Annotated in this window: 15 protein-coding genes; 13 read left to right on the forward strand and 2 right to left on the reverse strand. The window is 46.3% G+C overall.

Annotated features, from left to right (window positions below; translation table 11 throughout):
* Positions 1–112: 112 nt before the first annotated feature.
* Positions 113–1,489, reverse strand: a complete 1,377-nt coding sequence (dnaA, locus tag DWY25_RS14225) for a chromosomal replication initiator protein DnaA (RefSeq protein ID WP_006058297.1) — start codon at positions 1,487–1,489, stop codon at positions 113–115.
* Positions 1,490–2,000: 511 nt separating this feature from the next.
* On the opposite strand from dnaA, the gene DWY25_RS14230 reads away from it, so the two are divergent.
* The 3 genes from DWY25_RS14230 (at position 2,001) to DWY25_RS14240 (ending at position 4,468) form a co-directional block, all read left to right on the forward strand.
* Positions 2,001–2,834: an HAD family hydrolase gene (locus tag DWY25_RS14230; RefSeq protein WP_117895797.1), complete on the forward strand. Its 834-nt coding sequence runs from the start codon at positions 2,001–2,003 to the stop codon at positions 2,832–2,834.
* Positions 2,828–3,601: a M15 family metallopeptidase gene (locus tag DWY25_RS14235; protein WP_117895798.1), complete on the forward strand. Its 774-nt coding sequence runs from the start codon at positions 2,828–2,830 to the stop codon at positions 3,599–3,601. Before DWY25_RS14230 ends, DWY25_RS14235 begins: the two co-directional genes overlap by 7 nt.
* 72 nt (positions 3,602–3,673) lie before the next feature.
* Positions 3,674–4,468 (forward strand): HAD family hydrolase, encoded by a 795-nt coding sequence (locus DWY25_RS14240; RefSeq protein WP_181981842.1) that lies wholly within the window; start codon positions 3,674–3,676, stop codon positions 4,466–4,468.
* 235 nt (positions 4,469–4,703) lie between these two features.
* On the opposite strand, the gene DWY25_RS14245 is transcribed toward DWY25_RS14240, so the two are convergent.
* Positions 4,704–6,581: a GGDEF domain-containing protein gene (locus DWY25_RS14245; protein ID WP_117895800.1), complete on the reverse strand. Its 1,878-nt coding sequence runs from the start codon at positions 6,579–6,581 to the stop codon at positions 4,704–4,706.
* A 515-nt stretch (positions 6,582–7,096) separates the two neighbouring features.
* Between DWY25_RS14245 and rpmH the strand changes: the two genes are divergently transcribed.
* The 10 genes from rpmH (at position 7,097) to DWY25_RS14295 (ending at position 15,796) form a co-directional block, all read left to right on the forward strand.
* Positions 7,097–7,231 carry a 50S ribosomal protein L34 gene (gene rpmH / locus DWY25_RS14250; RefSeq protein WP_072685186.1) on the forward strand — a complete coding sequence of 45 codons (135 nt, stop codon included), beginning with the start codon at positions 7,097–7,099 and terminating at the stop codon, positions 7,229–7,231.
* Positions 7,232–7,268: 37 nt separating this feature from the next.
* A complete protein-coding gene (gene rnpA, locus DWY25_RS14255; protein WP_006058305.1) occupies positions 7,269–7,607 on the forward strand; it encodes a ribonuclease P protein component in 339 nt (112 codons plus the stop codon).
* Between the two features lie 22 nt (positions 7,608–7,629).
* A complete protein-coding gene (yidC, locus tag DWY25_RS14260) occupies positions 7,630–8,499 on the forward strand; it encodes a membrane protein insertase YidC (protein WP_006058306.1) in 870 nt (289 codons plus the stop codon).
* Positions 8,500–8,514: 15 nt separating this feature from the next.
* Positions 8,515–9,141 (forward strand): Jag family protein, encoded by a 627-nt coding sequence (locus DWY25_RS14265; protein WP_117895801.1) that lies wholly within the window; start codon positions 8,515–8,517, stop codon positions 9,139–9,141.
* 123 nt (positions 9,142–9,264) lie between these two features.
* A complete protein-coding gene (locus DWY25_RS14270) occupies positions 9,265–9,645 on the forward strand; it encodes a BlaI/MecI/CopY family transcriptional regulator (RefSeq protein WP_039863891.1) in 381 nt (126 codons plus the stop codon).
* The gene (locus DWY25_RS14275) at positions 9,638–11,905 is read left to right on the forward strand and encodes a M56 family metallopeptidase (RefSeq protein WP_117895803.1); all 2,268 of its coding nucleotides are present in this window, start codon (positions 9,638–9,640) and stop codon (positions 11,903–11,905) included. Before DWY25_RS14270 ends, DWY25_RS14275 begins: the two co-directional genes overlap by 8 nt.
* A 37-nt stretch (positions 11,906–11,942) precedes the next feature.
* Positions 11,943–12,527 (forward strand): hypothetical protein, encoded by a 585-nt coding sequence (locus DWY25_RS14280; protein ID WP_117895804.1) that lies wholly within the window; start codon positions 11,943–11,945, stop codon positions 12,525–12,527.
* Between the two features lie 225 nt (positions 12,528–12,752).
* Positions 12,753–13,973, forward strand: coding sequence for a peptidoglycan bridge formation glycyltransferase FemA/FemB family protein (locus DWY25_RS14285; RefSeq protein WP_181981843.1), 1,221 nt, complete (start codon positions 12,753–12,755; stop codon positions 13,971–13,973).
* The gene (locus DWY25_RS14290; protein WP_181981844.1) at positions 13,967–15,220 is read left to right on the forward strand and encodes a peptidoglycan bridge formation glycyltransferase FemA/FemB family protein; all 1,254 of its coding nucleotides are present in this window, start codon (positions 13,967–13,969) and stop codon (positions 15,218–15,220) included. The genes DWY25_RS14285 and DWY25_RS14290 overlap by 7 nt, the downstream gene beginning before the upstream one ends.
* 378 nt (positions 15,221–15,598) lie before the next feature.
* Positions 15,599–15,796 carry a hypothetical protein gene (locus DWY25_RS14295; protein ID WP_117895807.1) on the forward strand — a complete coding sequence of 66 codons (198 nt, stop codon included), beginning with the start codon at positions 15,599–15,601 and terminating at the stop codon, positions 15,794–15,796.
* Positions 15,797–15,861: the final 65 nt, after the last annotated feature.

Here is a 15,861-nt window from a genome sequence, read left to right on the forward strand (position 1 = left end):
AGTTCAACATCATTAGGACTGTGGAAAAGTGGATAAAGTTTCAAAAAGCCTTATATTACAGGTATATTTTATCACTTTTGACGGCGGAAATAAAGTGGAAAGCAGTGGTTAACTATTTGACCTGCATGAGCTTTTCCAGTTCGCCGACAGCCTGCCGGTACGTTTCGTCGTTCTTTAAACCCTTCTCAACTTTCTCGCAGGCGCTCATGACGGTCGAGTGATCGCGCTTGCCGAATTCATCGCCGATTTTGACATAAGGCATGTCGAGATGCTTGCGGCACAGATACATCGCCATGTGCCGGGCGGTCGCAATGTTTTTGGTGCGGGTTTTGGAGACCAGCTGCAGTTTGGTCAGACCGTAGTAATCGGCAACGCAGCGGATGATCTTGGAGGCGGTCAGATCGTTTTTATCAATCGTCTGCGCCTGTCCTCGGAAAGCGGAAACTGCCGTTTTAAAGTCGATCCGGGTACTGTTGGAGAAATTGATCGAATAGAATAACAAACGGTTGAGCGCGCCTTCCAGCTTGCGCACGTCCTGCGAAAAGTTCGATGCGATGTAAGCCAGCACGTCGTCGTCGATGATCGACGGATCGACGCTTTGTTTTTCCAGCTTGACCTTCAGGATCGCGACGGACGTTTCAAATTCCGGCGAGTCGACGCCGACGGACAAGCCGGAGGAGAAGCGGCTGATCAAGCGTTCTTCCAGCCCTTTGATCTCGGTCGGATGGCGGTCGGAAGTCAGGCAGATCTGCTTCTTGTTGTTAACGAGTTCGTTGAAGATGTAGAAGAACGTTTCATGACTCTTTTCCTTGCCGGCCAGAAACTGAATATCGTCGACCAACAGGACGTCCAGATCGTTCATTTCCTCTTTGAATTCCTGAATCTGGCCGTTTTTGATGGAATTGACGACCGCGTTGACGAAGTCTTCGCTGGTCGTGTAGTAGACTTTTTTGTCCGGTGCGTGTTCGCTGACATAGTTGCCGATCGCGTTTAACAAATGCGTCTTGCCTAAGCCGGAATTGCCGTAGATGAACAGCGGGTTGAAAAACTGTCCGGGATTGTAAGCACAGGCCAGCGCCGCGGAATGGCTTTCGCGGTTGCTTCCGCCGACCACGAAATTGTCAAACGTGTAATCCTGAATCAGATTCGTCGTGTTTAATCCGGTGATCGCCGGCGCTTTCTTTTTCGCCGCCATCGGCCGGATTTTCTGCAGCTGACTTTCCATGACGATCTCGCAGCTGATTTTGCGTTCCTGGACTTCGCTGATCGCTTCTTCGACGATCTCTTTGTTTTGCATCATAATCGTTTGCTGGATATACCCGGGCACGACGACCAACGCTTTCTTTTCATCGAGGTCCATCAGCTTGGAATCGGAGAAAAACTGATTAAAGATCAGATTGTCCAATTTCTCCTGCTGTTTCCCCTTTTCTAAGATCAGCGTCAGGGTTCGTTTCCAGATATCGGATAAGTAAGAATCCATTACTGTCATTTTTTATACAACTCCCATTCGTGGATAAGTTTCCTTAGCACTACTAGTTTAGCTAATTTATCATCATTTTTCCACGATGTTTTTCTTCCAAAAAAAGTTTTCCACAGGATAAGTGCCGTTAAATCCGTGTTTATTGTTTGTTTATGCCAGGTTATCCACTGTAATCCACATCTTTTCCATTGTGGAGAAAGTGGGGAAAAGTGGACATGGATAACTTTTTTGGGGAAAATGGGGATAAAACGGGAGAATCATAAAGTTATCAATATGTTTTCCATATCAAAATACCGCTCTATAAAAGCGTATTTGACATAATCCACCATTATCCACAACTGTGGATAACTGTTGAATGTGGAATGCGGAGAAGGCGTGGGCAACAAATTCTTCACCGGCGAAAAAACCCCGGAAATCCGCAGAATGGACAGAAGCCGCGGTTTTTCCTGTGGATATCTTAGGATTTGCTTAACATTCCCACGATGGTATAATTACAATACGATAAAGTGAGGACTTAAAAATGATACGTTTGATCTTTTGCGACGTTGATGGAACCTTAGTTCAAGATAACGACCAGGGGGAGTACACCATTTCGGTGGAAAACCTTCAGGAAATCAACAAGACGATGAATTCCGGCGTCCACTTCGCGCTGGCGACCGGCCGTCCGGCGGACTTTGTCCCGCGGACTTACGGGCGGCAGTTCAGCTTCGATACGGTCGCTTATTCCGGCGCCTATGTCACGGCCTCCCAGAAACTGATTTATGAAAGTGTATTCACCCTGGAAGAAGCGCGGCATATCCATGCAGTGTTGGAAAATCAGCCGGCTGAGCTGTTGTGCATTACCAATCAGAATGATTATTGCTTTGCGGATCGGAAACAGGAATATATCGACGAATTTTCCGATCCCGATAACGTGCCGGACCACCGGGAAATTCTGCCATGGACGCTTTCTGAGCTGACGCGGCGTAAACCTGAACAAACCTTTGTTTCCCTGGTCATCCTCGCGCATCAGCCGGAAATACTAAAGCAGCTGGCTGAGCAGGCGGCCCGTTTGGGCTATGATCCGGTCATGACCCGCCACGATGGCATTTCGGTAATGAAACCGGGCGTCAACAAGGCCAGCGGAATTCAGAAAATTGCCGCGCTGAACCATGTGCCGCTGTATGAGATCGCCGTTTTAGGGGATTCTATCAATGATCTGGAAATGTTTGATTTGATCGAAGAAAGCTACGCCATGGAAAAAAGCAATCCCGAAATCCTGGCGCGTGCGAAATATATTGTCCGCGACGTAGCCGAAGCGTTGCGCCGGATTCAAGAGAAAAACCGGGAAGAACAGGAGATGAGCAAATGCTGAAAATAACAAAAATTACGATCGCTTTCCTGTTGATCGCCGCACTGGGCGGCTGCGGGAAAAAAGCGAAGACCCCGGAGACCGATAATCCCGCGCCTTCGGAAACACCGCAGGAATCGGTTCAGCCGACGATCACGCCGGAAGCGACGCCGGCCTCTGACAACAAAGACGGAGAAGGAGATATTATGATGGAAGTTCCAGATCTGACCAGTCTTGACAGCATCACTCTGATCGTCAACAAGCAGCGCCCTTTAGGCGAAGACTATGAACCGGCGGACTTAGTGAAGCCGGACGTGCCGCTGGCGAAATCCTCTGTCACGCTGCGCCAGGAAGCGGCGGATGCGATGAAAGTCATGTTTGATGCGGCAAAGGACGACGGGATTTCATTAATGATCGGCAGCGGTTACCGCTCTTACGATTACCAGAAAAACTTGTATAACAACTATGTTGCCCGCGATGGCGAAGAAGAAGCGAACCGTTATTCCGCCAAACCTGGGCAGAGCGAACACCAGACCGGGTTAGCCGCTGATTTATCCGGCACCAACAGCAGCTGTTATCTCAAGGGATGCTTCAAGGACACGGACGAAGGCATCTGGCTGAAAGAAAACGCCTGGAAATACGGTTTCATTCTGCGTTATCCGGAAGGAAAAGAAGAAATTACCGGTTATATCTTTGAACCGTGGCATTACCGCTATTTCGGCAAGGAAGAAGCGCAGAAAATCTATGAAAGCGGTTTAACTGTCGAAGAATATTACAATTTGCAGGATTAGGCTTTTCAATTTTAAATTCATCTTCTATAATGGGGCTGTTTTCAGACCAGAATGAAAGATGAAGGAGAAATGATGAAGAAAAAATGTCTCTTTTTTGATATCGACGGCACGTTGGTCGATGAACAGACGCACCAGATTCCTCAAAGTACAATCGAAGCGCTGCGGGCAGCCCGGCGCAGCGGCAGCGTTGTATTCATCAATACCGGCCGGCCCTATTCGCATGTTTCGGCGATGATCAAGGCATTGGATTTTGACGGTTACTGCTGCGGCTGCGGCACAGAGATTCTCATCCAGGGCAAACCGCTGTACCGCCATCAAACTCCCCAGCCGGTTTGTCAGCAGATTAAGGAAAAAGCCGACGCCTGTGGAATTGATTTGTTTGGTGAAAATACACCGACTTGTTATGTCAGCTTAGGCCATGTGGAAAATGGTTTTGTGAAGTCCATGGAGATTTTGAGAAGCGAAGGCTTTAATAATATTGTTCCCTGGGTTGATCATCAGTCGGAATTTGTAAAGTTCTGCATCGCTTATGATCAGCACAGCGATCTGGAAGCCTTCAAGCTGTTTTTAAACGAGATGAAGTTTGAGTTTATCGACCGCTTCGACGGATTTGCGGAGATTGTCCCGCAGGCTTGCAGCAAAGCGACGGCAATCGATGTCGTACGGGAAAAATACAACGTGGATCTGCACGACTGCTACGTCTTCGGCGACAGCACAAACGATCTGCCGATGCTGAAGCATGTTCCGCACAGCGTTCTGATGGGCAACGGCACACCTTCGCTGAAGCCGATCGTCGAAAAAGTGACGGCCCGGATTGATCAGGATGGAATCGCAAAGGCGCTGAAAGAATACGGGTTGATCGGATAAATTGAATAAACAAGCAGAAACTTTCCAGTTTACAAGCGGCTGGGGAGTTTTTTTATTTTCATGCAAAGAAAAACAGAGGCAGGAAGAACGATCCCAGAAAAATAAAAAAAGAACTCTCAATTCATTCTTCATGGCGTAAGCATCGCTTACACAAGAAAGTCTTGAGCGTCCTTTTTTGAGTATTGGTTCAGGTTTTAATCAATCCAAAGCTTTCCTGCCGCAGTCATCCGCAGGATTAAGCCGATGTTTCAAAGGAATCCTCCGGCCGCGGCTTCCGCAGAAAATAGCTGTTTTTCCCCTGTCGTTTCGCCTGATACATGGCTTTATCCGCCGCGTCGTACAGCTGATCGTAAGTTGTACCGTCCAGCGGCGCGGAAGCAATTCCAATGCTGACAGAGAACGCTCCGGCTTTTTCAACCGCAAGCCGGTTTAAGATATGCGAGGCTTTTTGGATGGCTGCCTGCGGATCCTGAGTTTGGTCCATAAAGACCATAAATTCGTCGCCGCCCAGTCTTCCGATCACGTCGTTCTGCCGAAATTCAGATTTCAAAAGCTGCACAAGATCAATCAGGATCTGATCGCCGATCATGTGTCCGCGCGTATCGTTGATTTCCTTAAAGTTATCAATATCCAGCAAGAATAAGAAGCCTTTTTGATCGTCACTCAACCGTTTCTCAATCCGCGCTTCGGTCGCTTCCCGGTTCAGAGCGCCGGTCATCGCGTCGGTGGAGGATTTTTCGATCAAGCGTTCTTCTTTGGATTTCTGATCCTGGATATCCACGATTTTGCCAATGATCGATAACGGATATCCGCTGCGTTCGCGGATTGCCTGTCCCTGACAGGAAACCCAGCGGTAGCCGCCTTCCCGGGTCTGGAACCGGACGTCCAATCGATATAAAGAATTGCCGGTGGACAGCGCCGCGGAGTTCAGCATGGAAATCATGGCGGGCTGGTCTTCCGGATGAATTAACGGCATTTCAACCTGCGGATTCATAGGGTAAAGTATCAGATCGGCCGGCACATTAAACCGCTCGGCAATATTGGGCGTAAAGGTCAGCCGCTGCGTTTCACAGGCATATTCAAATAAAATCGTATCTGAGAATTGCGCCAGTAAATCATAACGCGCCTGATTATGCAGAATTTTCCGGCGCTGCCGGGTGAAGATCGCACTGACAACAATCGCAAGCAGAACCAGGAAGACGATCAGTGAGGCGGTCAGAACGGCGGCATTTTGGCTGATCAGTTTGGAATAGCCCTTAAATTCATAGGGATAGGCAATCGACAGCAGCAGCCAGTCGTTATAGCCCAGCGATGAAATTGTGATGTACAGTGCGCGGTTATCCGCCCCTTTGATCAGCATCATTTCACTTTCACCCTGCTTCAGCGCGGTTTCTACATTCTCCATCGCGATGTCCGAAGCGCCGATGCCTTCCAGTTCGGTCTGAAGGCGATAAGGGATTTCCGGCCATCCGTAAGGCTCGAGAATAATTTCTCCATCCCTGCGCACTAGAAAATTCTGCGCATATTCTTCATCATCGCTGTTAGGAACATTCACAAGCAGATCAGCATTCAGAATGCTGTGGAAAGCGCCGATCACCTGATCGTTCTGAATGACCGGCACGGAAATGCTGATCAAGGCGTCTGTGCCGTATTGTTTTTGCTGGAAAAGATCGGAGATATAAGGCTGTCCGTTCAATAAATTTTCAATTCCCTGCGGATCCGTGCCCGGTATCGGTGTTTCCAGCATTGACCGCAGCGTGGCCGCGGAAAAATACCGGATATCACGAACGGAATTGAAGTTCTGGACCGCTTTCAAATAGGATTGCGTCCAGGCGCTTTCCGGATCCGCGTCCGACGTCTGATAAATGGCGGCGATCGCTTCCAGACTGCGCTGCGTAGTTTCGATGATATTTCTGGCTTCAAATTCCTGCTGCTGATGAGAAACGCTGAGAATTTCACTGATCAGTTTTTGAAAGACTTCTTCGTTGCGTTTCTGATTGACCTGAAGCAAACCGGCGATGACCAGAATGGACAGGATCAGACTGCCGGCAGCTAAAACCCAGCCTTTGCGGGAAACTCTCTTTTTTGTAGAAAGAATGGTTTTGTGTTTCATGAATCTTCACCTGTTTTCTAAGGAGAAAAAATTTTTTTGAACAGACGTTTTAAGTAAAGAAATACCCGCTGAATTGAAATCGAAAATATAAAAACAATTTCCGGCGGGAATTTCCAAAGTTGACCTCATCCCGTAGTCTGCGGACCTGTCATTTTAATCTTCTATACCTTTTGTTTGAAAACTTTGAATAATCCTGCTGTTCATCGGAAAATTCTTCGTTAGTTCAGGAGATAAAGAGTATCTTTATTGTATAGCTTTCAATCAGGAGAATCAAGAACAGGGCTTAAAAATTGCCCCTCACGCGCCAAGGAAAATCCAGTAAACATCGCCAGGATCTCAATCTGAATAGCCCATAAATTCATGAAATTCTTGAAAAGTTCTTTCATTTAAACAAAAAAGAGGAAATCAGAAAGGGAAGTCGCCGGAGTTTAGTTGACTTTTACAGAAAAACTATTGTATAATGTACCAGCAATTGCTCATTATTGTATAAAAAGAACTGGAGGTGGCTCTTTAATATGAAAAGAACTTATCAACCGAGCAAAAGAAAACACCAAAAAGTCCACGGTTTCAGAGCCCGCATGAAAACGGTCGGAGGACGTAAAGTTTTAGCCCGCCGTCGTGCTAAAGGCAGAAAGATCTTGTCGGCATAAAATAGTCACCCACAGGTGGCTTTTTTAATAACTCAAGATGAAGAAAAAATATCGGGTCAAAAAGGCCGGCGAATTTCAAACGATTATTGAGCATCGGAAATTTGTCAGCTGTCCTTCTTTTGTGCTGTATGTCAAAGCCCGCAAAGAGGAGCACAGCCGGATTGGAATTTCAGTCGGCAAGAAGTTGGGCAATGCCGTGGTCAGAAACAAAACCAAGCGTCAAGTGCGTATGATGTTTCAGGAAATTTATGATTTTGATGAAAATTTTGACGGAATTTTAATTGTCAGGAAAAAGTTTCTGGAACAAAGTTATTCAGACAACAAAAAAGACTTGGAAAGCCTTATTAAAAAAGTTAAAATAAAGAAGTACGCATGATTATTCAGTTAAGGAGAGTTCAATGAGAAATCGTAAAAAACAGTTGCTTCTGCTGCTGGTCTTCGTCGCGCTGCTGTTCTTGGCAAGCGGATGCACGTCGCCAGTAGATCCAGAAACAAAAGAAGTCATTCAAATCACATCAGATACGACGTTTAAGTATATGATGGCCAATGAAAACTGGTTCAACGCATTCTTCGTCTTCCCGTTAGCGAAGTTGGTTAACTTCCTGACGCCGTATGTCGGAGTAGCGCTGTCTGTTTCCATCGTCACCCTGTTGGTTCATTTAATCACTTTGGTCTTCACGATCAAGTCCACGGTCATGACTCAGAAAATGCAGGTCATTCAGCCGGAAATGAACCGGATTACGAAAAAGTATGAAGGCAAGACCGACGAGCGTTCCCAGATGGCGCAGGCCCAGGAAATGCAGCGGTTATACAAAGAAAACGGCATCAATCCGTTCGGCGCAATTATTTCTTCTTTCATTCAGCTGCCGATCATCATGGCTGTTTACATGTCGGTTCAGCGTGCTGAATCCGTCGTTAACGGTACGATGTGGGGCTTAAGCTTAAAAGAAACGCCGCTGCATGGCGTGATGTCCGGACAATGGCTGTATCTGGTTCTGTTCGTCTTCATGGCGATCTGCCAGATTGGTTCAATGATGCTGCCGCAGTTCTTAGCAACGCAGAAAGCGAAGAAGGAAGCAGCCGCGCATCATAAGAAGTATGAAAAGACCAAGCAGCCAGGCGGCAACATGATGATCTACATGATGGTCTTCATCCTTGTCATCTCGGTCAACTGGCCGGCAGCCATGACGATTTACTGGGCTGTTTCGTCGCTGGTTATGATCTTCAAGACCTTGTTTGTTCAGTTTATCTATATCGATAAGAAATAGTAAAGAAGGGACTTTATGAAGAAATACACAGGAAAAACATTAAATGACGTACTGAATTCCGCAGCGAAAGAAAAGGGCGTATCCGTTGAGGAACTGACTTATTTCGTTACCGAAGAAAAACAAGGATTCCTGGGAATCGGAGCTTCAGTCACCGCTGAGGTTTATGCTTCCTGTGATGTCAAAGAGTTTCTCTTCAATTATATCGGTGAGTTTTTTACCGGTCTGAATCAGGATGTTGAAATCGAAATTTTTGAGGAAGACGGCGGATACCGGATTATGCTGAACGCGGAAAACAACGCGGTAATTATCGGCAAGAACGGTCAGACGCTGCAGGCTTTGAATACCGTTGTGCGCGGAGCTGTCAATTCGGCATTCCGCAAGCGGTTCTCCATTATGATCGATATCAACCACTATAAGGAAGAACGGTATGAAAAGGTTAAATCCATCGCCGGCCGGATCGCGAAAACAGTGCAGCGCACGAAAGTGGACGCTTCGCTGGATCCCATGCCGAACGATGAACGGAAAGTCATCCATCAGTATCTGGCGGACTGGCCGTATATTAAAACAGAGAGCGAAGGCGAAGGCAGCCGGCGTCATCTGAAAATTATGTACGACCGCACAAAGACGGCGGGAAAGAAATAAAGGAATGAGGCAGGGCTTAAAAAGGCTCTGCTTTTTTTATGCTTGCGTGTTGTAAAGGAGAATACATTGACATTTGTAAAGAAAGTCGTTATGATTATATTGACAAATGTAGAGGTGAAAAAAATGAGCGGAGAGAAAAGACTGCCGGACACAGAGCTGGAAGTGATGACGGCGATCTGGAAATGCGAAATTCCAGTAAAAACATCGGAAATTGCCAGACATATTGAACGCGACTGGACAATGTCAACGATACAGGCGTTATTAGCGCGATTAGAAGAAAAGGGCTATGTCAGCGTCGTCAAAGAAGGACGTTTAAAAACGTATGTGCCGTTAATCAGCGAAGAAGAATACCGCGATCAGGAAACGGTCCGTTTCTTTGAACGATTTCACCGAAAATCAGTACGCAGTTTATTTATGACTTTGGTTAAAAATGAGAGTTTAACAGAAGCGGATCTGGAAGAATTGGAAGCGATTATCCGGAAAGAGGAAAAACGGAATGACTGATTTGTTTGGACAAGTCATTGAAATATCGCTTTCCATGTCGGTACTGATCGTAATTCTGTTTGTTTTTTCCAAAACCATGCATCAACGATATCGGGCTTCAGTTGTGGTCTTGGCCTGGCTGGCCATCGCTTTGCGGCTGATTATGCCGTGGAATATTACGCTGTCTTCAGCGGCGGTCACGATCCCTGTTCCTCAGCGAATGGTGCAGCCGCTTCCTGTAACGCCTGTTTTTAGAGAATCGCCTGAATTAAAAGCAGAGGTTTCTTCAAAAGAACCGTTGCCTTCAGACAATTTACAAGAAAAAGCAGAAGAAAACACAGCATCGGCAACAGGATTTTCAATTTCGATCTTACAGATCTTAACGGTCGTTTGGATCATCGGTATGGGATTATCCGTCCTTCGTTTAACACTGGATTATTATCGAGTGAAAAAGCTTCTGATGGCACGCGGACAGCGTGTTTCCAGACAGAGTCCGCAAGGTCGCCTGTTGCGTCAGCTGGGACGGGAAATGAAAATGAAGAAAATTCCGCCGCTGATTGCCAGCCGGTCAGCGCCTACGCCGATGGCGATCGGATTTCTTAATCCCGCGATTGTTCTGGCACCGGAATTATTGGAACATGAAAATCTGGATCTGATTTTAAAGCATGAGCTGATTCATTTGAAACAAAAAGATTTGTGGAAGAAAGTGCTGCTCAGCGCAGCTCAGACCATTCACTGGTTTAATCCGTTCGTCTGGCTGATGAACAATCAGGCGGAAAATGATATCGAGATGGCCTGTGATCAGCGATTATTAAAAGGTCAGTCGAAGGAAGTCAGAGTGGTCTATGGCCGGATGATCGTCGATGTCATTCGTCAGACACGTCTTCCAATGACGGCGTTCTCTACTCGTTTTTCATCCGGAAAGCCGCTGAAAAAGCGTATTCAAGCTCTGTTTGATTCCTCGCGGAAGAAGAAAGGAACCCTGATCTTAACTCTGATCCTGTTAAGCTCGGGAATTGGTTCCATGTTGGTTGCCTGCGGCGTACAAACACAGCCGAAGGAGCCGGAGGAACGATTATTACAGATTAACCGCAATGACGAGAATGCGGAGCTGATGTTACAAAGCGAAGACCCGGAAGTTCTGGAAACGATGCAAAAAGTGCTTGACCGGCAGCGAGAGCCAATCAGCGATCCCTATTATTATGATTTGAAAATCCATTATAACGGCCAGGATTATTTAGCTTGGACAAATCCAAAATGGCTGTATCTCAATGATCAACAGGGAAATATCAGCTATACTGACGATCCTTACGCCCTCTATGATTTCTATGCTTTGATCGGTTACGAACAGCCGGAAATCAAGACAGGAGAAATGAGTATAAATCCAGTCCAAGATCCGATCGCAAAGATCACGGTCGCGGATATCAATTCCAAATTACAACCGGAGAAAGATGTAAACTGGCAATGGATTCAGCCGAATCAATATTTTTATTTTGATGTTTTTTCTGACCTTCAAGGTGAATATGTGGAGAGGGGTAAGAATACATGGATAAATCAGAATCCGGATTTTAAAAATGACTGGCTGTTTACCTTCGTTATTCATCCTGGAGATGAATATCCAAGTTATCCATTTCCGGAAGTGATCACGGTTTGCTTCTTAAAAGGAGATCTGGCTTTGATTAATGATTGGCTGGTTCAACTGGATCGAGATTATACAGAAGATATCCGAAAACTTTTAATCCATCTGAGCGAAACGGGATCACACTTTGAAAGCGTGGAAGAAGAAGCTGATCTGAAAAAAGAAATGCTTCGAAACAATTTTCCATGGACCACAGTGATTGAACCTGTAAAAGAAGAATCCGTCACTATTTATGATATTCCGCAGATGAACCTGCGGATAACGATCGATCAGGAAGTTCCGGCCGATGTGTTTATGATTTATGATCGACTTTCCCATAACGTTGGTTTCCAATATTATGAATGGCCAATTGAAGACTGGATGAGCTCAGATTACACACACGGTTCCTATGATGGTTTTTATGTCTTTGGTTTATTTGACGAACCTCCTGTCGACGGCGGATACTTTGGCGACGGGGCTTTGATCGCAACGGAGGTCATGCGGTTCAGCGAATCGGAAATCCTTTGCGTTACTTCAGATTTAAGTCTGGATTTGACAAGCAAAGGAACAGACTATTTAGAATCGGTTGGCTTCTGGCCGACAAAGGATGAGAAAACCATGCCTTTACTGGATCATCTGAACTTTGAAAAAATCCATGAATAAGCAGTGAGTAAATCTCTTTAGGAAAGGAAGACAAAGAATGAAAAAGATTATTATTGTATTAGCCTGCTTTTTATTAACGGGTTGTGCCCTGCAGGAAACAAAAGAACCGACAGAAAATCCGCCGGCGACAGCTCCGGCAGAAAGTACGCCGGAGGCCTCAGCAGAAGCAAGTCAAACACCTTCACCGGAAACAATTCAGTTGGCGGACGGTGTAATCGCGGAAAAACAAGATGGAAAGTTAATCATCAGCGCGTTTAACGGAGATGTCACGTTGGAAATGATCGATCCATTGCCTTCTGAGCTGAATGTCAGCTTTCAGATGAGCGAGGATCAAACTACGCTGCAAATTGAACTGGAATTTCAGGCGGAAGGTTGTACCGCAAAGGATGGAACTTGCAGCAATCTCTTTGAATCCTATTCGATTTCCAGAGAAGCAGGAGAAAATCCGATCGGGACGATCAACGGGTACACCGTCTCAGAAAACATCATATTGGATTCCATGCTGACAGAGGAAAATTTAAAACGGTACCGGGAATTACAGGGCTATCCGGATGGTGAATGGAGTGAAAATATTCAGCCTGTCCGCTATCTTCTGTGGACCTTTGATAACGAGGAACAATGAACAATTGAAGCGATGCAAAAAAGAATGGGCGACTGTTCTTTTTTGAAACTCAAAATGCTGAAAAACACGGATGAAGTTCCAAAAAAAGTAAGAAAATGATCGAATCAATTTGACAAAACAAAACTACAAATGTAGACTTAATATAGAACTACACTTGTAGACTCTCTGCGTATTCGATCATTTTAGAAACAGATCGAGGCTCAGGGATAGAAAGAGAGAATGACTATGATCGCAGACGAATATGTTTTTGATGAACATCCCAAACCCCAGGAAATCGAAGACTTTCTGGAAAGCCATCCGCAGAACAATTTACTTCAACATGCCCGCTGGAGCCAGGTCAAGGAAAACTGGTCGATGAAACAAGTCGTTGTCCGCCGGGGCGGAACGATCCGGGCGTATGCGATGATTTTGATTCGTCCGCTGCCGCTGGGATTAAGCCTGTTTTATATTCCCCGCGGCCCGATCGCCAACTATCAGGATGAGCCGTTAATTCGTTTTCTCTTCGCAAAGCTGAAAAAACTGGCGCGCCGTTCTCATGCGGTTACCCTCCGTTTTGATCCGAATTTGATTGATAGTGCTTATCCCTATGCGCAACGCAACCAAACCCATGACGAACATCATCAAGCTGCGGTAGTTCAGCTGCTGACAGGACTGAAATGCCGCCATAAAGGCTATACTTTGTACCTGCGTGAAGCGACGCAGCCGCGCTTTCAGGCGGTCATGCTGCGGGAACAAATGGATTGGGCAGCGTTAAACGCGAAGACCCGGCGAAGTATCCGGCACGCTGAAAAATGCGGGGTGACAATTCATGAAGGGGAAACTGAACTGGATCCTTTCGTTGAGGTCATGAAACAAACAGAACAACGGAAAAAGATCCATCTGCGCAATGCGGAATACTTTAAACGCTTAATGACGTTGTACGGCGAACGGGCCGTGCTGATGACTGCCCGGCTGGATCTAAATCAGCGGCGGGATCAGATTGAGAATCTGATATCCGGGCTAGAAAGAAAACCTGAAGAACTTAATAAAGCAGAAAAAGAACAGATCATCAATTTGAACCGGGAACAGGAATTTCTGGAGAAAAAATTGAGTCAGGGTTCCTCTGTTGTCACGCTGTGCGGATTATTGGCTTTGATTCAAGATGATCAGATGGAAGTCTTGTATGCGGGTACAAACAGTGAATTTCTGACTTACCGCGCGCCCTATTCCGCACATTGGAAGTTGTTTGAAAAAGCCCGGAAGATGGGGATTCAGCGCTGCAATCTGGGGGGCGTAGAAGGCACGCTGGACGATGGACTCAGCGTCTTTAAAGGTAATTTTCCAATTCAGATCGAGGAGATGATCGGCGAATTTGATCTGCCGGTCATGCCGGTTCTCGCATGGATGCTGGACCGGGGAATCGCCTTGATCAAAACGGTGCGGCGCTGGAGGGTAAAAACATGCTGAGACTGATTGAACACGAACAGCCCCAGCTCTTTGACGCCTACGCGGCTAACGGTAAAATTCCGCATTATTCCAAAACCCATTTTTACGGCGAGCTTTGCCGCCGAAAGGGAATCGAGGTTCAGCTGGTTTCCGCCCGCAACGAAGCTGATGAAATTGCAGCGACGGCCTTGATCCAGTGGGAAAAAAGCGGTGGAGAGGAGTATGGTTATCTCTGTTATGGATTCAATCTGGATTATACGGACACAGAAACCTTGCAATTCTTTGCCACTGCTTTAACGGAATTGACGAAGCGGCGGGGCGCGGCGTATTTGCGGATGGAGCTGAATATTCCGCGGATCGAGCATGAAAAAGACGGCCGGATTAAACCGGGGGGATTTAACAACGAATTTGTGACGGCGCAGATGGAAGCCTGCGGTTATCATCATCTGGGATATACCTATGGTTACAGCGGCAACCGGATGTCGCGGTTTACCTATTGTCTGAATCTCGATCAGCCGCTGGAAACGATCCGGAAGCAGATAAAACACTACGCTGCCTATCAGAAGAAAAATATGCAGCGCGCGGTTTCAGTAAAATTGAGCGATGCACGGGATCTGTCAATCTTAGTCGAAGCGGAACGTGAACTGGCGCATAAGCTGCATTTTCTGCCCAAAAAGGAAAAGGATTTCCGGCAGCTGATGGAATGTTTCCCTGATCAGGCCCGCTTGTATGTCGTCAGCGCGAATGTCGATCAGGCTTTGAGTCATTTGAAAATTCTGCGCGAACAGCTTATATGTCAGCAGGAAAAGTTGATCAACGCTCAACGCCTCGCTGAAAATCAGAAACAGATTGCGGCGCTGGATCAGGAGATCGCGGAGCTGATGCGGGATTATCAGGGGCTGGGTGAAATTAAACTGGGTGCGAAACTCATCATCCAACAAGGCGAGCACGTCTATAACGTCAATATGTATACAAAGAAAATCCTGCCGAACTTCCGCGCCGCGTTTGCGCTGCACAGCGCGGTGATTGAGGATTGCTGGAAAAGGGGAGCGAAGACCTATGATTTTGAAGGCGTATCCGGCGCGCTGAATCCGGAGGATCCGTACTACGGTATTCACGATTTCAAGAAAAGCTTCGGCGGAGAATTCATTGAGTTTCTCGGTGAGTTCGACTATATCCAAGATCCGCAGGCGTATCAGAGAATTTTAAAGCGCCAGCGCCGGCACAGAAAACTGCGGCGGGGTCTGGCCCGCGTGCTTTACCGTTGAGATGAAAGCTTGAGTTGACTTCCAAGGACGAGAAGCGGGAGAGAGAAGCTGTTTTAAATGAACAACTTTCTGGCAAAAACACAAAAATCCATCATAAAGAAACATAAAATCCACCTTCCTGACAGGCCTGCGGGTAAAAAACAGGGAGATGGATTTTTTATGAATCGCTTAAAAATGGAAAATAATCATCTTGTCTGAACTAAAATCAAGCCCATCAGAAATCCTGTTTCAATAACGATTTTTGACAAAAAAAGTAGACATTTTGCTTCATCCTAAATGGTAAGGAAAGTCCTTTAAATAAAGGCTTATTCCAAGGCTAAATCCATTATAAAACAGCTGTCACAAAAAGACTACATTATGTGACAGGAGGAAAAAAGCATGGATGAAGGCCGCAGAAAAGAACTGGAGAAATTATTTATTATGGATCTGGATGATGCATGGCGTACCCGGTTGTCGCCGGAGGAAGCTCTGTTGATCGCTCTGTGGGATCGTCAGTTTGCGGAAGCCAAGCTTCGCCTGCAGCAGGGAGAAAATCGGAAAGCTTCCCAACGGGCAAGCACAAAAGAATGCGAATAAGATTTTCACACGAAAGGGGCTGTGACAAATCAGGAAAATAAGAAGAAGCGATAAGCTCACAGCCA

This window comes from Holdemania filiformis (assembly GCF_003459085.1).
GTDB lineage: Bacteria > Bacillota_I > Bacilli_A > Erysipelotrichales > Erysipelotrichaceae > Holdemania > Holdemania filiformis.